This is a genomic window from Halorubrum zhoui, assembly GCF_051194155.1.
In the GTDB taxonomy this organism is placed as follows: domain Archaea; phylum Halobacteriota; class Halobacteria; order Halobacteriales; family Haloferacaceae; genus Halorubrum.
This window is the reverse complement of the sequence record NZ_JBLZNJ010000001.1, coordinates 184227-202156: the sequence shown is the minus strand read 5'-3', so window position 1 is coordinate 202156 and position 17930 is coordinate 184227. Positions and strand designations below refer to the sequence as shown.

The following is a 17930-nucleotide window of genomic DNA, read 5'->3' as shown; positions in this document are numbered from 1 at the left end:
CGTCGCCGCTCACGCGTCTGGGACGGCCGCGAGCACGTCGAGGTTGTGCGCCCCGTACGCGAGCGTCTCCGTCGACACCGCTCGATGGCGGCGGTCGGCCCACGTCCGCACCGCCTCGCGAGCGAGCCGGTCCGTCCCCGCTGCCGCGCGCCGTGCGTCGACGACCGCGGACTCGATACCGTCGATCAGGTGGTGGAGGAAGTACGCCTCGTCGCCGGGGTACGGCGGCGTCACCAGCCAGCCGGCGGCACCGGCAGCGCGGACGCGACAGCCGGCGGCCGGAACCGCCTCGAGCAGCTCTCGTCCGGCCCGGCTGCCGCCCGGTCGGGTCGGCGCGTCCATGGTCTCGTGATACGCGGCTATCACGGCTCGCTCCCGCTCCCGTCGCACCACGGGTGCGTCGCCGTCGGTCGCCACCGACCGAAAGAACGTCTCGCCGTCGAACGTGATCGGCGCGTAGACGAGGCCCCCGGGGACGAGAGATGCGAGCGGCTCGAGTGCGTCCTCGAGGTTGAGGAGGTCGAACACGGCACAGCCGACGAGCAGGTCGTAGGTCGCGTCCAGCCGGCGAGCCCGCGCGACCACGTCGTCGACCGCGAAGGTGGCACGGACCGTCGCCCCGTCCTCGTCGGTGAGCGCGACCGTCGTGGCCTCGGCCTCGCCAGCGGTGGTCTCGAGTGCGTCGCCCGCCGTCTCCTCGTCGACGGTGTACCCGGCCGCCTCGCCCCACGCGGTCAGCGCCGTCGCTGCTCGTTCGACCGCCGCTGGGTCGAGGTCGAAGCCGTGATACGCGACGGCGTCAGAGAGCACGTCCCAGGCGAGCAGACGCCGGAGCATGGAGCCCGTCCCGCAGCCGGCCTCGACGATGCGGATCGGCTCGGCACGCCCGTCGAGTGCTCGCCCGAGGGCATCGAGCGTCGGCCGGTGGAGCGCCCGGTCGTCGACGGTTCGCTTGGCCTCGAGGTACCGCGTCTGCGTGTACGTCGACGGTCGGGTCACGGCCGCCGAGACGTTCCCGGCGAATAAAGTCGTTCGGCACGCGTCGGGAGCACCCAGCGGCAGCCCGTCGAGCGGGAGGCGGCTCGGTGTGGTTAAGTGAGTCGCCCCCCGAGACGACGGTATGTCACGGACGCGACGGTCGCTCCTGGCCGGTGTCGCGACGGGCGCGGTCGTCGGAGCGACGGGGTGTCTCGGTGGAGACTCGACGGCGAGTGCGGCCTTCGACTGTGAGGGCGTCTCGGCGCCGGAGCCAGACTCCACGTACCGACCGGCCATCGGCGACCCCGACGCCCCGATACGCATCCAGGTGTTCGAAGACTTCACGTGTTCACACTGTGCGACGTTCGCGACCGAGGAGCTCCCGACGCTCCGTTCGGGACCGCTCGGCGCCGAAGACGTTCGTTACGAGCACTGGGACTTTCCGATCCCGGTCGACGAGGAGTGGGCGGTTCCGGTCGCGAGCGCGGCCCGAGGCGTCGGCGCCCGCCACGGCGACGAGGCGTTCTTCGACTTCGCCGAGGCCGTCTACGAGTCGATCGGCGCGTACAGCGGTGAGGCCGTCGGGACCGCCGCCGAGGGCGTGGGTGCCGATCCCTGTGTCGCGCTCGTCGACCTACGGGCGGAGACGTACGCCGACGTCGTCGCGGCCGACCGAGCGACGGGCGTCGAACGAGGGGTGAGCGGGACGCCGACGGTGATAGTCGGCGGCGAGTCGGTGGTGCCGACGGCAGACGCCATCACCACGGCGATCGAGGCGCGACGGTGAACGAGGGGCGGCACGGAGCGACCCGATCGAGTCACTTTACCCCGCTCGAGCCCTCCCACCGCTCGAATGGACGTACTCGTGGTCGGCGCGGGTGAGATCGGCAGGTGGGTCGCGGACACCCTCACCGGTACCGACGCTCCGACAGACGCCTGGGTCGCGTTCACCGACCGCGACCAGGCGACCGCGAGCGACGCCGCGGCACACCGAGCTGCCGAGACGGTAGCCCCCGAGGCGAACACGACACACGACGTGGTCTGTCTCTCCGTGCCGATGTCTGCGGTTCCAGCGGCCGTCGAGACGTACGCCCCACGAGCGACCCAGGCGATAGTCGACGTCTCCGGTGAGATGACCGCCTCGGTGGCGGCGATGCGCGAACACGCCTCCGACCTCGCGCGCGCGAGCTACCACCCGTTGTTCGCGCCGCCGAGAGTCCCCGGCAACGTGGCCGTCGTCGTCGACGAGCCCGGCGAGTCGGTGTCGGCCATCACGGCGGCCATCGAGGCGGGTGGCAACGAGGTGTTCGAGACCTCCGCGGCCGAACACGACCGGGCGATGGAGACGGTTCAAGCCGGCGCCCACGCCGCGGTGTTGGCCTGGCGGCTCGCGGCCGACCCGGTGCGCGAGGAGTTCCACACCCCGGTGTCCGCCGCACTCGAGTCCGTCGCCGACACCGTCACCGAGGGCTCCCCGGCCGTGTACGCCGAGATACAGCAGGCCTTCGACGGCGCGGACGCAGTAGCCACGGCCGCGACCGACCTCGCCGACGCCGACGCGTCACAGTTCGCCGCCCTGTACGAGCGGGCCCGCGGCGACGGAACGACCCGCGAGCGACACGACTGACTCCGCCGGCGCGCTCACTCGACCCTGTACCCCACCGTCACCTCGTCACGATGATAGACCGAACGACGCTCCGAAACACCGCGAACTACCTCCGAGAAGTCCGTCCTATCGACCCCGACGAGCTCACGCAGTACGTCGAAGGAGCAGCCCATCCGGGGGCCGTCCGAGCCGCGCTCAGAGAGGAGGCGTTCGACCTGCGGCTCCGCGAGCGCGAAGACGGTCGGTTCGAGCCGGTCGAGGAAGCCCCGGTCGCCCCGCCCGGTTGGGCGCCGAGCGCGGTCCCGGCCGACGTCTCGTTTGCGCTCGAAGACGTGCTCGTGTCGACGTTCGGCGCGGATTGGCCCGTCGGCGACACCGGCACGACGCTCCGGTCGGCCATCAGGCGGCTGAAGACGGACTACCTGTACGGCAACGACGTCGAGTACGACGAGGTCGCCGCGCTCGGCTACGCGATCTACCACCTCCCAGGGTACTACGCGGCGATCGGGTACGTCCTCGACGCGCTTTCGGAGAACGGGCTGCTCGACCGGACGCTCCGCGTCCTCGACGTCGGTGCGGGCGTCGGCGGGCCGGCGCTCGGTCTCCACGACTACCTCCCGGACGACGCGGTCGTCTCGTACCACGCGATCGAACCGAGTTCGGCGGCGACCGTCCTCGAGCGACTCCTCGAGACGACCGGTCGGAACTTCCGCACGACGGTCCACCGAACGACCGCCGAGGCGGCGTTCGGACTCGGCGAACACGACGCGGATCCGCCGCTCACAGCGCCGTTCGACCTCGTCCTCTTCGGCAACGTGCTCTCTGAACTCACCGACCCGGTCGCCGTCTGTGCGGCGGGACTCGACGCGCTCGCCTCGGACGGCAGCGTGGTCGCGCTCGCACCAGCAGACAAGGAGACGGCGACGTCGCTTCGTGAGGTCGAGCGAGCGGTCACGGCCGATCACGAGCGCGAACCGAGCGTGTACGCCCCGACGCTTCGCCTCTGGCCCGACGCGACGCCGGCCGACCGGGGCTGGTCGTTCGACGTCCGCGAGGACCTCGCGGTGCCCGCGTTCCAACGCCAGTTGGACGAGGCGGCGACCCGCGCGGCGGACGACGAGCCGGGCGAGTTCGTGAACGTCGACGTCCAGTTCGCCTACTCGATCCTCCGACCCGACGGCGAGCGGCGGGTCGACGTCTGGGGGCGTGCCGACCGCTGTGCGCGCATGGCGGACGCAGCGTCACACGTGACCGATCGAGTGAACCTCCTCGCCGTGAAGCTCAGTCACGACCTCAGCGACGGGAAGAACGCGGTGTACCGGGTCGGAGACGGCTCACAGACCGTCGACCACTACCTCGTTTGTACCCGTGAGACCGCACTCAACCGCGACCTACGGACGGCCGCGTACGGCGCGGTCGTGTTCGTCGAAAACGGCCTCGTCCTCTGGAACGACGACGAAGGCGCGTACAACGTGGTCGTCGACGACGAGACCGTCGTGGACCTCGTCGCCCCCTGAATCGGCGTCTCCGCAACACCGGACTTCGGAGTCGGTCACCGATTCAGCCTCGCGTGAGGACTTCCGCGCCTTCGACCGGCTCCACGAGTTCCGGGCCGTCGGTCCCCGCGGCGTTCACACGCGAGGAGACGGGGTACGCCTCCATCGACGTCGACGGATACGGGCCTAACAGCGAGGCCGCTTCCTCGGGGGTGCCGGTGAGCCACGTCTGTTCGTCGGCGGGGTCGAGAATCACCGCCATCCGGTGGTGGAGGTCGGCGACGAGGTCGTTCGGCTCCGTCGTCACGATCGTGAACGTCTCCAGCGGCTCGGTTGTTGAGTCCGTCTCATCACTCGTCCCCCCACCGAACGCGTCGAGTCCGGTCTGTGTCGTCTCGCGCTCGGGTGGCTGCCACCGCTCGTGCAGTCCGGCGAGCGCGAACGGCCGGTCGTCTTCGAACGCGACGCGATACGGCTGTGTGCCGCCGCTATCACCCTCGACCCACTCGTAGAAGCCGTCGGCGGGAACGAGACACCGGCGCGACTCGTACGCCTCGGCGAAGCTCCGCTTCTCGCGAACCGTCTCCGCGCGGGCGTTGATGAGGTCGAACCGCTCTTCGGCCCACGACGGCGTGAGCCCCCACGTCATCTCGACGGCTCGGTCCGGATCGCGGGCCGGAATCACCGGCAGTTGCTCTCCCGGTGCACAGTTGTAGCTCGGTTCGTGTTCCGCGTCGAACGCAGCACCGAATCGCGACTCGAGTTCGTCGACCGGGGTGAAAAGCGTGTAGCGGCCACACATTGATACGGTCCGTTAGCGACGCGACGGCTTAATCGGTCGGAACGGTGGCGGGGTCCGCGCGACCGCAAGAGCGTGCCAGTCTGTGGCGCGTCACTCGTCCGTCTGGACCGGCGCGGGGTCGGTGACCGTGACGCGGACCGTGCCGTCTCCGCGGGCGACGACCACGCAATCGGCGTACTCGAACGAGACCGTCACCGACGACGAGCCACGGCACAGGAGCGCATCAAGGGCGTCGCCGTCGACGTACGTGTCGAGCGTGGGCAGGTCAGTCGGTTGACGGTCGGTCGCTGCCGCCACCGCCTCCACGATGCTCGTGTGCGGCGACGCCGTATCGGTCCACTGGTGTTCGACCGTCGGTGCATCCGGCCTGTCGCGGACGGGCCGGCCGTCGGCGCTATCACCGTCGTCGTTATTGTCGGTTTTTCGACTCATTTGACACCCCCTCCGCCGCGTCGTCTCCGTGTCCCCCGCTCTTCGATAGCTCGGGCGTGACCGTCGAGTCGCTTCGCGGCGGTCCTCACACGGAGACCTAATCTGCACGCGAGGGGTATAGATGTTGTGATGGCCTGGGTGACACTCGTCTCCTGTCGTCGCGAACGGTCGCCACCGAGGCGACCGCGCGGCGCGCCGTCACGGTGTGGTTGGGACCAAGACGTGACGACGCGCCAACAGTCCGTTCTCGCTTCTCACACAAAAACTTCCTGTGATCATCTGAGTTACTGTGTGGTCACTACTTGACGCGGCGGCTACACCCCGCGTCGATCGCGGGCGCGTCTCCCGTCGGGTCTGACGGCCGACCGGGCGGAGCCGTGTCGGCCGGTTGGTCCACAGCGATCGACTCAACACGATGGACGTGTATAGCATATTTGCAGTCAGGTTGGGACCCATGAGTGGCGATTCGAACAAAGCGCGTGCGGTCGGACTGCTTCAAGAGCTCGGGCTCAAAGAGTACGAGGCGAAGTCGTTCGTCGCACTCACACGTCGAGAGAGCGGAACAGCGAGAGAGATCAGCGACACCTCGGAGGTGCCGCGAACGCGTGTACGACGCCATCGGGGTGCTCGAGTCGAAGGGACTCGTCGAGACGCGACACACGAACCCGCAGGTGTTTCGTGCCGTTCCGATCGAGGAGGCGGTCGAGACGCTCAAACGCGAGTACGTCGACCGGACCGCGTCGCTTCACAGCGTCTTGAGCGGGCTCGATCCGACCGACGACGTCAAGCGCACCGACTCGACCAACGAGGTGTGGGCACTCTCCGGTGCACGAGCGATGACGAGCCGGACGACCCAGCTAATAGAGGAGTCGACAGACGAGGTGTTCTTGCTCGTCGGCCACGAGGCTGTGGTCACCGATCGGCTAGCCCGGCAGCTGCAGTCGGCACACGACCGCGGCGTCGAGGTGCTGATCAGTGCCGCCGACGAGACCGTGAGGGCGAGGGTTCAAGCAGCCGTCGCGTGTGGCCGCGTCTTCGTCTCGCCGCTCGACTGGGTCGACGATCCACCGCTGTCCGACGACGACACACAGATCCGTCGCCTCCTGCTCGCCGATCGAGAGGCCATCGTCGTGAGTTCGGTCGCCGGCTCGGCTCCTCGCGACCACGAGCGCGGCGTCGTCGGTCGAGGGTTCGACAACGGGGTGGTGACTATCGTCCGGCGCCTCGTCGCGTCGGGGCTGTTGTCTCCAGACGTGGCGTCCGACCACGACGAGTGACCCGCGCCACGAGTCGCCCGCCAGGCCCACGTCGGGCGGGGCCGGTGAACGCACCCCGGGGTCAAGCCCCGGGGCTTCCTGCTTCAACGACGCGCTTTGCATCCACGGCCTCTCGGTGAGGCGTGAACGTAGGGAGCGCAGTCTGCACAGGCGTTGATTCGGACTGTCCCAGCCCTAACTGCCGCAATCCACGAGTGAGAATATTCTTCGCCGCGTTCAAATCACGATCTTCCTTGTGTCCGCACGCAGGGCACGAATGCTCCCGCACCCAGATCGGCTTGGCCGTCTCGACGCCACAAACCGAACGCTCTTTTGTCGTCCCGCGAGGTTCAACCGTTTCAACGTGTGTGCCGTGTAATTCACCTTTGTACTCTAACAGTTCGATGAACCGCGACCACGCCGCATCCTGTTTGCTTTTCGCATTTTGACTGGTTTCCAGCATCGGTTTCACGTCCAAATCCTCCACGGCCACCACATCGTACTTTTTAATGAGCCACGTTGTCAGCTTGTGCTGGAAATCTTCGACCTTCCGCTTGATTTTGCGTTTGGCTCGCGCCACCTGTTGGCGTTGTTTCTCCCAATTGTTAGAGCCGTGTTCTTTCCGAGCGAGTTTCCGCTGCTCGCGTGCGTACCGGTCGTACTCATCCGACAGGTCAAGCGTATCCACGGACAGATTTTCCGAGGTGTGGATGTAGTTGGTGATGCCGAGGTCAGCACCCACACAGTCTTCGGGTTTAATCTCACTTAGTGGCGGTTTCTCTGGCGTGTCTTCCACGGTGGTGACGAGCGAGACGTACCACTCACCCGTCGATTCTTTTTTGAGGATGACCTCGTCAATCTCGTCTTTGGATGGCACGTTGCGGTCTGCTCGGATGTTGAACCAGCCGATCTTTTCGAGTCGGAGTCGCACGAATCGGTCGTCGCCCGTGTTGTGATCCACGTTCCAGCGACGGGGTTGATTGTACGACACTGACCGAAATTCGCCTTTGCCTTGCCACTGCAACCTTCCGACGTTGTAGCCGTTTTCTCGACGTTCTTGCAGTGTTTCCAGATCGCTGTGGATCTGAGTGATGGCTTGTTGTGCGGCGTGTCTGGAGGGTTCCGCGAAGGTCGGCCAGCGGTCTGCCCAAGCGGTAAGTTTGTTGTGTTGGTCGTAGTCTGATGGTCGGTCGTTGTAGTCGGAGTTGTAGTAGTCTCGGACAGTATGGTTGCGGATTTGGCGGAGGATGTCGATGTGGTGCCACGCTTCGCTCTCCACGTCGTCGGGCAGGTACGCACGAAAACGAAGCGTGTGTTTCACCGTTGGTTAGTCGAGTTTTTCGACGATGAGTTTCAGTTGGTCGCCTTCTTCCAGATCAAGACCGTCTCGGACTTCTTCTGGGATCGTGACGACACCCCGTTGTCGCAGTTTTGGATAGCATTTCATCTGTCCTATACTGAATTATACTGTCTTAAGCATAATAATGCTGTCGGCTTCAACCCCGGGGTCAAGCCCCGGGGCAGTCGCCTCGACCGCCTGTACACGACCGTCGAGTGACGTAGCCGACCAGAACCGCCGACGCGCTATTCTATATTGCAACATAGAGTTTACGCGTTCGAGGAGTGACGATCTCACGCGTCGCTCACCCACCACAGTCGAGTGAACGACACACAGAGGACGCGGTCAGCCCTCGAAGAGGCTGAACACGTTCGCCTCGTACGTCTCTCGAACCTGGTCTCCCCAGTTGTGCGTGTACGTGTCGATGACGTCGTCGGCGACGTCGCCACGGAGGTACTTCACCACGCCGCGGTCGCCCGTCGTATCGCGCAGGTGCGTGGTGAAGAAGTGTCGAAAGTAGTGGGGGGTGACGTTCTCGTCGGCGCCACCTCCCGTCCTGTACCAGCCGTGATCCCGAGCGTGCCGTTCGACGATGTGCCGTACGGCAGCGGGGTCGAGCCGCGCTCCCCACGCTTCGGCAGTCGCCACGAAGAGCGGCTCGGCCGGAGAGGTGGTGTCCGGACGGATCGCGAGCCACGCACGCAGGACGTCACGAAGTTCGTCGTCGATCGGGATCACCGTCTCGCGTTTTCGCTTGTTCGAGGCCGTCCTGACCTCACCGTGTAGCGACTCGCCGACGGTCGCTGCGGGCGTCACGTACAGCGAGTCTCGGCGCCCGTCGAGTGCGGGTCTCGTTCCGAGCGCGTACGCGGCGTTCACCGCGTCGTCGGTGAGTCGGACGTCGCGAAGGTCGAGGTTGCACAGCTCACCGACCCGCACTCCGGTTTTCAACAGCGTGCAGACGACGGCACGGTGAAGTGGGTGGGTGATAGACGAGACGAACGCCCGCATCGCCGGCAGCGAGACGTCCCTCCGTACGGGGTCTTTCTCGACCGTCTCGTCCATCTCTTCTATCACGAGCGTCATCGGGTTTCCGGTGAACGCCCCCAGCTCGGTCATGTACCCGTAGAACCGATGTACGTACGCCGCGTACGTCGCGACCGTGCTCTCGGCGAGGTCACCACGCAGCGAGTGAACGAACGCCATGCAGTCACGGTGCGTCGCGTCGGCTGGTGTCGTCTCCTCGTCGAGTGACGACTCGAATCGCCGGAGCACGCGTTCGTACGCCGTGCGCGTGCGCTCCGTCTTCCCGTGGTAGGTGAGATCTTCGAGGAAGTACGCGATCGGGTCCTCGATGGTTTTCGGTGTGTGCGTACTACTCATCGATGAGCACGTACCCTCCGTCTCTCCCACTGTACCGGACGCGATTCTGGTCCTGTAACGCGTCGAGTGTGTTCTCGAGTCGATCCTCGACGTCGCCGGTCACCACGTCGATCAGTTCGTCCCACGTACACGGACCGCGCTCGAGCGCACGCTCGATCCGGGTTTCGAGGTCGGAACCCCTAGGGTCTACGCTCGAAGAAGGGGTCTCCTCGGCGACGCTCGTCTCGGGCGTGGTGAACCCCCGTCGTCCAGCCTGCACCATCGTTCGAAGAAATTCACTCTGAGACATATCTAACTGGTCGGCGTGTTCTTGCCACACCTCCTTTTGTGCGGCCGGAACGTACGTCTTGACCGATCGGCGGTCGTCGCTCATCGACAGACCGGTTTCGGCGGCGCTCACTTCAATCTATCCTAGAATTCGTGATAAGAGACCTTATCTTGATTTATCGAACCGTATTTCGACCGGCAAGTACGATTTATACCGAAATACGGGACTGCAAATTCGGCAGTATATCCTACAATATCGGATATTAGTGATGCGCAGCGCAGTGTCCGTCGATACACACGATGCGGCGATACAGACGATCGTATAACCTCCGACTCACACCGTGAGCTTAGACTCCGTCACGACGCCGTCGAAGAGCGCGACCGCCTCACGAGCCGCCGGGTGTGACTCCGCGGTGTTTCGCATGAGAACCGTCTCGCTCGGAAACAGCTGCTCGCCGGTCACGAGTCCGTGATCACGCGCCGTCGAGCCGGTGACCGTGAGGTAGACACCGAGGCCTGCGTCGGCGATCGCAGCCTCCTCGGTGCGGGTCGCGGGTGGATACACGAACTCAACGTCGTCGAGTGCGGCCGTCCCGACGACGGCGGTGACGAGCCGTTCGTACCGTGGCGAGATGCACAGCGGTCCCTCGTACGCCGTCAAGAAGTCTCGGTCCAGGCGTTCTCCGGAAGTGAGCACGGACGGCCGCCCCATGAGCGTGTGGTACACCGTATCACCGAGTCCGGTGACGACCCGCACGTCGGTGTCGACCGGGTCGATCCGGTCGTTCACGTCTGCGAGGTCTCGGAGGCCGGACGGGCGGATGCCGACGACCTCCTCTAAGACCAGGTCGGCCGAGTCGAATCCGAGCGTGAACTCGTGGGTTCGAAGCGCACGGAACGGTTCCTCCCGGCCGACGAGCTTCAGGTCGACGCCGCCGACGGAGACGGTCACCGCGTCGAACACGACTCGACGAGGCTTGCCGTCGCGGTCGTCACGCAGTAGCGTGAACTCCGGCTCTCGCGGGTCGGTCGGGTCGGAGTAGTCGGCGAGTCGCCGGTACGGGCCCGTTTCGGCCTCGACGCCTCCCTTCGTCACCGCCTTCTCGTACCGAAGCGTGTTGCTGACCCGGTCGGCGAGCGACTCAAGCTCGTCGGTTCCACCGGCGGTCGCGAGCCGGTCGAGCACTGCCTCGAGAGGCCGGCCCTTCCGTGGAACCGCGACGGGAAGCGGATCGGTCATCACCGTACCTGTGGGGTGAGTGCTAAAACGGGTTGTGCTTCGTCGGTGGGTCCAATCAGGGGTCGAACGCGTCGTTGAGCCGACGGCGGAACGTCTCCAACGCCGCGAGTTCCGCTTCGACCGCCTGGACGTCTTTCTCGAGTCTCGCCAACTCCTCGTCTGTGCGGTCTTCGAGGGATGCTACCTCGGTATCCAAGCGGTCGGTGACGTCCGCGAGCCGCTCACTTAGCGCGGTCACGTCGCTCGCGAGTGCGCCGTGTGCGCGCTCTGCGGCGTCGACTCTCGTTTCAACCGATTCGACAGCGCTCTCGAGGGCGTCGAGTCTGTCGAACACCGCCTCGTCTGCTCGCTCCTCGTCGAGCAACGTCGAGAGAGCGTCTGTGTAGGCGTCGAACTCGCCCACGCGGGCTTGTAGTCGGTCGAGCCGAACGCCGACGCTCGGCGGCGTACCGGTGTCGAACGCCGACCTGAGCGTCTCGAGGTCGGCCTCGTCGACCTCGTCACGCCGTATCGCCGCAGCCAACTCAGCCGCGACGGTTCCTGTAGGGTCCGCCGAAACGGTCGACCCCTCGGGCGTATCGGCTCGGTCGGAGGGAGCCGCCTCGGTAGGGGCCGACGCAGCCGTGTCCGTGTCGTCGGCGGACCCAACTGCCTTCGACTCTCGCCTGGTGACCGCCGGGGTGGTGTGGTCTGTCCTCGAGCGAGGGCGCTTCGCCGCCGTCGACGGCGGCTCCGACGTGGCCGGTGGTTCAGACGGGTCGTCTGCGTCCGGAGCGGCGGTCGACGCCTCCTCGGACGGGTCCGTGTCGGCGAGCGGCTTGAGCCCCTCCGGCCCGATCGCGAGCGCCTCGCGGACGTGTGTCGCACCGTCTGGACCGAGCACGTCCGCTATCTCCGCTTCGTGCGGTGCGTGGTCGACGGTCGGGTCGGTGAGAAACGTCGCTGGGTCTGGATCGTCGACACGAACGCCGTAGACGGTCTCGACCGTCTCTGCGGGCTCCAGTGTTCGCTCGAACTCGACGCGGCGGTCGCTGTAGGCGGTCCAGTGTTCGCTCTCGTACGCCGGGTGAAACCCGATAGCCTCCATCGGGACCGCCTCCGGAACCGTGTCCACGAGACGGACCGTGACGGGGCGGTCGCGATCCGAGGTGAGTTCGAACGCCACCGCCGGTACGGGGAAGTCGTCGCGGGTGAACGACTTCTCGACGCGGATTCCATCCGACTCGACGACAGCCGACGTCCGGTCGCTCATGTCAACGTGCACCGCGAGTGGGGTGATAAATCGTGCGGAGACGTCACTCGACCACGACGCCCTGGCGGACCACGCTTACAACTCGATGCGATCGCCGATTTCGACGATGTCGAGTCGTTCGGGCCGATCGAAGCTCCGGACGTGGTCGTGCAAGGCAGTCGGATCGGCGGTAAGCCCTTTCCACATGTCCCAGTGCGTCGGTACGAGTCGGTCAAGCCCGAGGTCGGCCGCCGCCTCGACGATCTGCGTCTCGTCGCTGTACCACGTGGTCCGGGTCGGCTCGCCGGTCATCTTGTCCGGGATCGTCCCGGTCGAGCCGAACGCGAGAATGCCGACGTCGATGTCGAACGCCTCTGCGAGGTCGTTGAACGTCGCCGCCGGCTTGCTATCGCCGGCGTGGAAGATGGTTCCAGTGTCGTGTTCGATCACGTAGCCGACCGGCTGTGTCGCGTCGGGGTCGTGTGTCTCGACCACGTGGATCGTGAACTCGCCGATCGCTCGCGCGTCGCCCACCGAGACGGGGACGAACTGGTCGGCGTCGACGTCCCACCGGTCGGTCCACTGCTCGTCTTCACGGGCGACGGCGATCGAGTCGTCGGGCGCGATAAACGGCGCATCCGTAGAAGCGAGAATCGGCGCCTGTGAGGGCCCGTGTACGTGGTCTGTGTGCTCGTGCGTCGCTAAGACTGCGTCCGCGACGCCGACGTCTGCTGGGTCGAAGGGAACGGGGATCATTCGGATCGTCCGCGGCGGGTCACCGGTGCCGACGTACGGGTCGATCCACAAGACCGTCCCGTCTCGGCCTTTGATCGCGAAGCCGTTACAGCCCACATACCAGAGTGAGACGGTGTCTGGCTCGGCGTTGGCAACTGCCTTCGGGAGCCAGTCTCCCCAATCGGAGCGTGTCATGTCCCTGCTCGTACTGCGAGGAGGGTAATTTTTCCGGAGCCCACAGGAGAATGACTGCGGTAGGACACGGTTCCCGTTCGCTTCGAGACGTATACACTGCATATTGCTATATAGAAACCGGTGCAGAGGGACGGACATCGCGTGATACGCCGGGCGTGTGCTGGATTGCCAGAAGCCGATCGGGGTCGAATGCGGCAGCGTCTGCGGTACCGGCGACGACGCCTGGGAGCTGCTCAGTCGGCGCTCGTGTCGCCCACCTATTACGTACTCGTTGTTCATCACACCCCACCGGTTCCGGAGAAAATCGTCGACACGTGGCGGTGACCGCATCGATCCGAGAGATTAAGTGGATCACCGACGTAGTATTGTACTGTAATGACACGGCAATGCGAACAGCGGGTCAGACGGCTCGCCGGTGTCGTTGTACTGCTTGGGGTCGGACTCTCACAGCTCGTCAGTCCATGGTTCCTCGCGATAGCGGCCTTCGCCGGGTTGAACCTGTTACAGAGCAGTTTCACCGGCATTTGCCCCGCTGAGTGGTTCATGCCCGGGTGTGAGACTGCCGACACGGACGCGACCGCGGACGACCCGGCCGTCTGAGCGGCGTCGATTCGTCCGTACGTTTTTATTCGATAGCGCCGCAGCGGCACACGTGATTTCGAGTCAGCGCATGGCTGCGGTCGACGCCAACGCCGCGGCGCTCGGCGTCTCGTCCGCCCGGCTGATGGAGTCTGCGGGCAGCGCACTCGCACGCGAGGTGCTCGCCGTCTCAGACCCGGGCGACACCGTCGCCCTCCTCTGCGGTCGGGGGAACAACGGCGGTGACGCGTTCGTCGCCGCACGTCACCTCACCGACCGTGACGTCGTCGTCCACCTCCTCGGTCGCCCGACGGCGATCCACACGACGGTGGCACGCGAAAACTGGGACGTGCTTGAGGCGAGCGAGATCCCGACGAACGTCGTCACCGACTCGGCCGATTTCGCGGTCGGCTCTCCGGACGTCGTCGTCGACGCACTGCTCGGTACTGGGGCAGACGGTGCTCCGAGAGAACCCGTCCGGACGGCCGTCGAACGGATCGACGACTGGCGTGCGTCGGCTGGAGCGAACGGGACCGTGGTCGCCGTCGACGTTCCGACGGGGATCGACGCCGATACCGGTGACCCGACCGGCGACGCCGACGGTGTCGCCGTCGACGCCGACCGCATCGTGACGTTTCACGACGAGAAACCCGGCCTGGCGTCGCTCGACGCGACGGTGACCGTCGCCTCTATCGGCATCCCCGCAGCGGCGACACGGTGCACCGGACCCGGCACGCTGCTCGGGCTCGGCCGTGATCCAGACTCCCACAAGGGCGACAACGGAGGCGTGTTGGTCGTCGGCGGCGGGCCGTACGCCGGGGCACCGACGCTGACCGCGCGTGCTGCGCTTCGGGCCGGTGCCGACCTCGCACACGTTGCGTGTCCGGCCGAGGTGGCCGACACCGTCCAGGGATTCAGCCAGAACCTCATCGTCCACCCCCTGTCGGGTTCGACGCTCGATTCCGCTCACACCTCACAGCTGACCTCGCTGGCGACCGGCGTCGACGCGGTCGTGATCGGCCCAGGACTCGGTAACGCACCGGCGACCGCCGAGGCAGTCGCGACGTTCCTCGCCGAGTACGATAGGCGCGTGGTCGTCGACGCCGACGCGCTCCGCGCCGTTCCCGACGTCGACACCGACGCCGAGGTGATCTGTACGCCCCACCAGGGTGAGCTCCGCGAGATGGGCGGTGAAACGGCCGCCGACCCGGTCGAGCGCGCACGACTCGTTCGGGCGTTCGCCGCCGAGCTCGGGCACACCTTGCTCGTCAAGGGACGCCAGGACGTGATCGCGGGCGTACCAGCGGAGCCCGGACACGACGGGTCGGTGGTCACCAGACGCAACCGGACCGGGAACCCGGGGATGACGGTGGGGGGGACCGGTGACGTCCTCGCTGGCGTCGTCGGCGCGCTCACGACACGCACGACGCCGTTCGTCGCCGCCGCCGCTGGCGCGTACGTGAACGGCCTCGCCGGGGACGCAGCGGCCGAGGCGAACGGCCACAGTCTCGTGGCGACGGACTTAATCGACCGGCTCCCGCAGGCGCTGTACGATGAGTGACCACGGACCGGGAGACGACCTGACACACACGACCAGCGACGGCGACGTGCAGATGGTCGACGTCGGGTCGAAGCCCACGACGGCGCGGCGAGCGGTAGCTCGCGGGGAGATTCGACTGACGGCGTCGACGGTGGAGGCGATTCACGCCGATGAGGTGGCCAAAGGGGACGTGCTGGCCACCGCCCGAATCGGCGCGATACAGGCGGTCAAACACACGTGGGAGACGATTCCGTTGTGTCACCAGATTCCGATCACCAACGTGGAGACCGAGTTCGTCGTCGGAGACGATCGCGTCGAACTGACCGTCGCGGTCGAGACGACTGGAACGACCGGCTGCGAGATGGAGGCGCTCGAGGGAGTCACGACCGGTCTCAACGTCGTCTGGGACATGGTCAAAGCCGCAGAGAAGGACGACGACGGCTCGTACCCAGAGACCGCGGTCACGGACGTCGAGGTGGTCTCGAAGACGAAGCGCCCGATCGAGGGCGCGCCGTGACGGGGCAGGACGTGTCGGCGCGGCGTACGCCGGAGGAGTGCACGCTCGTCGCACATCGGGGATTCGCCGGCGAGCATCCGGAGAACACGGTCGCCGCGTTCGAGGCGGCGAGCCGACGGGCGGACCTGATCGAACTCGACGTCGTCGCGACCGCCGACGGCGACGTGGTGGTGTTTCACGACGACGATCTCGCCGGCCGCGACGGCGGAGCCCGTGGGCTCACCGACGCCAGCGGCCTCGTCCGAGAGACCGACACGGCGACCGTCACGCGTGCGGAGGTGCTCGAAAGCGGTGAGACCGTGCCACGACTGTCGGCCGCGCTCGAAGCGATACCGCCGACGGTCGGAGTGAACGTCGAATTGAAGAATCCCGGCCGGTCCGACCTGCGCATCGCCGAGAAGCTCGACCGCGCCACGCTCTCTGATCGGACCGACGCGTGGCGGCCGTTCGTCACGCGCGTGGTCGAGACGCTGGAGGCGTACGATAACGAGGTGCTCTGCTCGTCGTTCTGTGAGGGAGCACTCGCAGCCACTCGCGAGGTGTCGTCGTATCCAATCGCGCCGATCTGTTGGCGCTCGGTCGAAGACGCCCTCGCGATCGCCGAGCGACACGACGCGGCGGCGATCCACCCGCCGGTCGAACTGGTCGGCGGGACGCCGTTCACTGACGGGTCGGTCGTGGAAGCCGAGCCAGGGCTCATCGAGCGGGCCCACGCTGCGGATCGTGCGGTCAACGTCTGGACGGTGACTACGTGGTACGAAGCGACGCAGCTTGCGGCGGCCGGCGTCGATGGCCTCATCAGCGACTACGCTAGCGTCGTCGATCGGTGACGCGTCACGCAGGGGAGTGACTTCTCGAACCGGCCGAAATGGAGGACTCCGGAGCCCTCAATTTCGGTCGGGAGCCACTCGTACCGCTGTGTGGCGGCCGTACCCCTCTTAGCAGCGGTTTTCACCCGGCTGTCGAAACGCCGACGCACATGCCTCGAAACGCGGACACGGACGGGGGACTCACGCGCCGACGGACGCTCGCCACGACGGGTGCTGCACTCGCAGGGATGACCGGGCTCGCCGGGTGTGCCGGCAGCGGTGGGAGCGCCACGTTCACGCCGGTCGCCGACGAGCTCACCGCCTGGCACGCGATGGGCGGGACCAACGGCGAGACGCTCGACCAGATCGCTGCCGGCTTCGAGGAGGAGACCGGCATGGCGGCGAACATGGAGTTTCAAGACTCCTACGAGAACGTCCTCACGAACACGCTCGCGGCGTTCGACTCGGGCAACGTCGCGGACATGTTCCAGGTCGACAGCCTCTTCGCTCAACAGGTGTTCGACACCGGGCAGGTGCGGCCCGTCGCAGAGATCCTCCCGGACGACTTCGACACGAGCATCTTCCTCGACAACGTCGCCGAGTTCTTCACGACCGACGGCGAGCTCGCGTCGCTGCCGTTCAACAACTCGAACGCGATCATGTACATCAACCGTGATGCGTTCGAGGCGGCCGGACTCGACCCGGACGATCCGCCGAGCACGCTCGCCGAGGTGCGTACAGCCTCCCAGACGCTCGTCGACGAGGGCGTTACCCAGTACGGCATCGCCTGGCCGAACCACGTCTGGTTCGTGGAGACGTGGTACGGCTTCGAAGGCGAGCTCATGACCGACGCCGAAAACGGACACACAGGCGACCCATCGACGTTCTACGCGCCCGACCCGATCTACGACCTCTACGACTGGTGGAAGGGGATGGCAGACGACGGACTCTACACGAACCCAGGAATCGAGGCCTGGGGCGAGGCGACGTCGCTGTTCATCGAACAGGAGACCGCGATGCTGTTGACGAGTACGGCGTCTGTCGCCGGCCTGATCGCCGACTCGGAGGAGTTCACCGTCGACGCAGCACCGTATCCGACGATCTCGGACACGCGTGTCGGCCCGGTCATCGGCGGGGCGTCGTTTTACGTTCCAGACGGGCTTCCGGACGCGCGATACGAGGAGATCGGCCAGCTGCTCCAGTACATGTCGAAGCCGTCGGTGCAGACGACCTGGCACAAGGGATCAGGATACTATCCGATCACGCAGCCGTCGGTGGACTCGCTGCGTGAAGACGGGTGGTTCGAGGAGAACCCGATGTACAACGTGGCACTCGAACAGCTCCAGCAGGGCGACGCGAGCGACCCGGCGACGAAGCGGGCGCTGCTCGGACCCGCCCGGAACGTCCAGACGGTGATCCAAGACAAGTCGGTCGACATCGTCAACGCCGCCGACCCTGCGAGTGAGATCGACGCGATGAAAGCCGAGATCGAGTCGGTGCTCGCCGAGTACTACGAGTGAGTCTC

18 protein-coding genes and 1 pseudogene are annotated in these 17930 nt (G+C 66.3%); 9 read left to right on the top strand and 10 right to left on the bottom strand.

Annotation, left to right across the window (positions count from 1 at the left end; all coding sequences use genetic code 11):
• Window positions 1-9 precede the first annotated feature (9 nt).
• Window positions 10-999 carry a class I SAM-dependent methyltransferase gene (locus ACNTAO_RS01000; RefSeq protein WP_435160055.1) on the bottom strand — a complete coding sequence of 330 codons (990 nt, stop codon included), beginning with the start codon at window positions 997-999 and terminating at the stop codon, window positions 10-12.
• A gap of 121 nt (window positions 1000-1120) precedes the next feature.
• On the opposite strand from ACNTAO_RS01000, the gene ACNTAO_RS00995 reads away from it, so the two are divergent.
• The 3 genes from ACNTAO_RS00995 to ACNTAO_RS00985 all read left to right on the top strand — a co-directional run bounded on the left by ACNTAO_RS00995 (window position 1121) and on the right by ACNTAO_RS00985 (window position 4101).
• The gene (locus ACNTAO_RS00995; RefSeq protein WP_435160054.1) at window positions 1121-1765 is read left to right on the top strand and encodes a thioredoxin domain-containing protein; all 645 of its coding nucleotides are present in this window, start codon (window positions 1121-1123) and stop codon (window positions 1763-1765) included.
• 66 nt (window positions 1766-1831) lie between these two features.
• On the top strand, window positions 1832-2605 hold the full coding sequence (locus ACNTAO_RS00990) for an NAD(P)-binding domain-containing protein (protein WP_435160053.1): 774 nt from the start codon (window positions 1832-1834) through the stop codon (window positions 2603-2605).
• Window positions 2606-2655: 50 nt separating this feature from the next.
• Complete coding sequence (locus ACNTAO_RS00985) at window positions 2656-4101, top strand: small ribosomal subunit Rsm22 family protein (RefSeq protein ID WP_435160052.1); 1446 nt, start codon at window positions 2656-2658, stop codon at window positions 4099-4101.
• A 43-nt stretch (window positions 4102-4144) separates the two neighbouring features.
• Here the strand turns inward: ACNTAO_RS00985 and ACNTAO_RS00980 are convergent, their stop codons facing one another.
• A complete protein-coding gene (locus ACNTAO_RS00980) occupies window positions 4145-4882 on the bottom strand; it encodes an SOS response-associated peptidase (protein WP_435160051.1) in 738 nt (245 codons plus the stop codon).
• A 90-nt stretch (window positions 4883-4972) separates the two neighbouring features.
• Window positions 4973-5314 carry a HalOD1 output domain-containing protein gene (locus tag ACNTAO_RS00975; protein WP_435160050.1) on the bottom strand — a complete coding sequence of 114 codons (342 nt, stop codon included), beginning with the start codon at window positions 5312-5314 and terminating at the stop codon, window positions 4973-4975.
• 415 nt (window positions 5315-5729) lie between these two features.
• Here ACNTAO_RS00975 and ACNTAO_RS00970 point away from each other — a divergent pair.
• A pseudogene (locus ACNTAO_RS00970) lies at window positions 5730-6591 on the top strand (TrmB family transcriptional regulator).
• A gap of 61 nt (window positions 6592-6652) precedes the next feature.
• Here ACNTAO_RS00970 and ACNTAO_RS00965 read toward each other — a convergent pair.
• The 7 genes from ACNTAO_RS00965 to ACNTAO_RS00935 form a co-directional block, all read right to left on the bottom strand.
• Window positions 6653-7891, bottom strand: a complete 1239-nt coding sequence (locus ACNTAO_RS00965) for an RNA-guided endonuclease InsQ/TnpB family protein (RefSeq protein WP_435160049.1) — start codon at window positions 7889-7891, stop codon at window positions 6653-6655.
• Between the two features lie 6 nt (window positions 7892-7897).
• The gene (locus ACNTAO_RS00960; RefSeq protein ID WP_435160048.1) at window positions 7898-8017 is read right to left on the bottom strand and encodes an AbrB/MazE/SpoVT family DNA-binding domain-containing protein; all 120 of its coding nucleotides are present in this window, start codon (window positions 8015-8017) and stop codon (window positions 7898-7900) included.
• 237 nt (window positions 8018-8254) lie between these two features.
• The gene (locus tag ACNTAO_RS00955; protein WP_435160047.1) at window positions 8255-9292 is read right to left on the bottom strand and encodes a tyrosine-type recombinase/integrase; all 1038 of its coding nucleotides are present in this window, start codon (window positions 9290-9292) and stop codon (window positions 8255-8257) included.
• Complete coding sequence (locus ACNTAO_RS00950; RefSeq protein WP_435160046.1) at window positions 9285-9665, bottom strand: DUF5805 domain-containing protein; 381 nt, start codon at window positions 9663-9665, stop codon at window positions 9285-9287. Before ACNTAO_RS00950 ends, ACNTAO_RS00955 begins: the two co-directional genes overlap by 8 nt.
• 228 nt (window positions 9666-9893) lie before the next feature.
• On the bottom strand, window positions 9894-10799 hold the full coding sequence (locus ACNTAO_RS00945) for a phosphoribosyltransferase HisG-related protein (RefSeq protein ID WP_435160045.1): 906 nt from the start codon (window positions 10797-10799) through the stop codon (window positions 9894-9896).
• 55 nt (window positions 10800-10854) lie between these two features.
• Window positions 10855-12051: a hypothetical protein gene (locus tag ACNTAO_RS00940; protein WP_435160044.1), complete on the bottom strand. Its 1197-nt coding sequence runs from the start codon at window positions 12049-12051 to the stop codon at window positions 10855-10857.
• A gap of 75 nt (window positions 12052-12126) precedes the next feature.
• Window positions 12127-12960 (bottom strand): MBL fold metallo-hydrolase, encoded by an 834-nt coding sequence (locus ACNTAO_RS00935; RefSeq protein ID WP_435160043.1) that lies wholly within the window; start codon window positions 12958-12960, stop codon window positions 12127-12129.
• A 375-nt stretch (window positions 12961-13335) separates the two neighbouring features.
• On the opposite strand from ACNTAO_RS00935, the gene ACNTAO_RS00930 reads away from it, so the two are divergent.
• From ACNTAO_RS00930 to ACNTAO_RS00910, 5 genes are all read left to right on the top strand, one after another.
• Window positions 13336-13560, top strand: a complete 225-nt coding sequence (locus ACNTAO_RS00930; RefSeq protein WP_435160042.1) for a YgaP family membrane protein — start codon at window positions 13336-13338, stop codon at window positions 13558-13560.
• Window positions 13561-13612: 52 nt separating this feature from the next.
• Window positions 13613-15100: an NAD(P)H-hydrate dehydratase gene (locus ACNTAO_RS00925; RefSeq protein ID WP_435160041.1), complete on the top strand. Its 1488-nt coding sequence runs from the start codon at window positions 13613-13615 to the stop codon at window positions 15098-15100.
• Window positions 15093-15596, top strand: coding sequence for a cyclic pyranopterin monophosphate synthase MoaC (moaC, locus tag ACNTAO_RS00920; RefSeq protein ID WP_435160040.1), 504 nt, complete (start codon window positions 15093-15095; stop codon window positions 15594-15596). Before ACNTAO_RS00925 ends, moaC begins: the two co-directional genes overlap by 8 nt.
• Window positions 15593-16426: a glycerophosphodiester phosphodiesterase gene (locus ACNTAO_RS00915; RefSeq protein ID WP_435160039.1), complete on the top strand. Its 834-nt coding sequence runs from the start codon at window positions 15593-15595 to the stop codon at window positions 16424-16426. Before moaC ends, ACNTAO_RS00915 begins: the two co-directional genes overlap by 4 nt.
• Window positions 16427-16737: 311 nt before the next feature.
• A complete protein-coding gene (locus ACNTAO_RS00910) occupies window positions 16738-17925 on the top strand; it encodes an extracellular solute-binding protein (RefSeq protein WP_435160221.1) in 1188 nt (395 codons plus the stop codon).
• The last annotated feature ends 5 nt before the right edge of the window (window positions 17926-17930 follow it).

What these genes read in the sequence shown, in the direction of transcription:
- ACNTAO_RS00955 (WP_435160047.1), bottom strand. Translation starts at nt 9,292, where the DNA reads ATGAGTAGTACGCACACACCGAAAACCATCGAGGACCCGATCGCGTAC.
- ACNTAO_RS00930 (WP_435160042.1), top strand. Translation starts at nt 13,336, where the DNA reads ATGACACGGCAATGCGAACAGCGGGTCAGACGGCTCGCCGGTGTCGTT.
- ACNTAO_RS00995 (WP_435160054.1), top strand. Translation starts at nt 1,121, where the DNA reads ATGTCACGGACGCGACGGTCGCTCCTGGCCGGTGTCGCGACGGGCGCG.
- ACNTAO_RS00940 (WP_435160044.1), bottom strand. Translation starts at nt 12,051, where the DNA reads ATGAGCGACCGGACGTCGGCTGTCGTCGAGTCGGATGGAATCCGCGTC.
- ACNTAO_RS00910 (WP_435160221.1), top strand. Translation starts at nt 16,738, where the DNA reads ATGGGCGGGACCAACGGCGAGACGCTCGACCAGATCGCTGCCGGCTTC.
- ACNTAO_RS00980 (WP_435160051.1), bottom strand. Translation starts at nt 4,882, where the DNA reads ATGTGTGGCCGCTACACGCTTTTCACCCCGGTCGACGAACTCGAGTCG.
- ACNTAO_RS00935 (WP_435160043.1), bottom strand. Translation starts at nt 12,960, where the DNA reads ATGACACGCTCCGATTGGGGAGACTGGCTCCCGAAGGCAGTTGCCAAC.
- ACNTAO_RS00975 (WP_435160050.1), bottom strand. Translation starts at nt 5,314, where the DNA reads ATGAGTCGAAAAACCGACAATAACGACGACGGTGATAGCGCCGACGGC.
- ACNTAO_RS00950 (WP_435160046.1), bottom strand. Translation starts at nt 9,665, where the DNA reads ATGAGCGACGACCGCCGATCGGTCAAGACGTACGTTCCGGCCGCACAA.
- ACNTAO_RS00990 (WP_435160053.1), top strand. Translation starts at nt 1,832, where the DNA reads ATGGACGTACTCGTGGTCGGCGCGGGTGAGATCGGCAGGTGGGTCGCG.
- moaC (WP_435160040.1), top strand. Translation starts at nt 15,093, where the DNA reads ATGAGTGACCACGGACCGGGAGACGACCTGACACACACGACCAGCGAC.
- ACNTAO_RS00960 (WP_435160048.1), bottom strand. Translation starts at nt 8,017, where the DNA reads ATGAAATGCTATCCAAAACTGCGACAACGGGGTGTCGTCACGATCCCA.
- ACNTAO_RS00985 (WP_435160052.1), top strand. Translation starts at nt 2,656, where the DNA reads ATGATAGACCGAACGACGCTCCGAAACACCGCGAACTACCTCCGAGAA.
- ACNTAO_RS00945 (WP_435160045.1), bottom strand. Translation starts at nt 10,799, where the DNA reads ATGACCGATCCGCTTCCCGTCGCGGTTCCACGGAAGGGCCGGCCTCTC.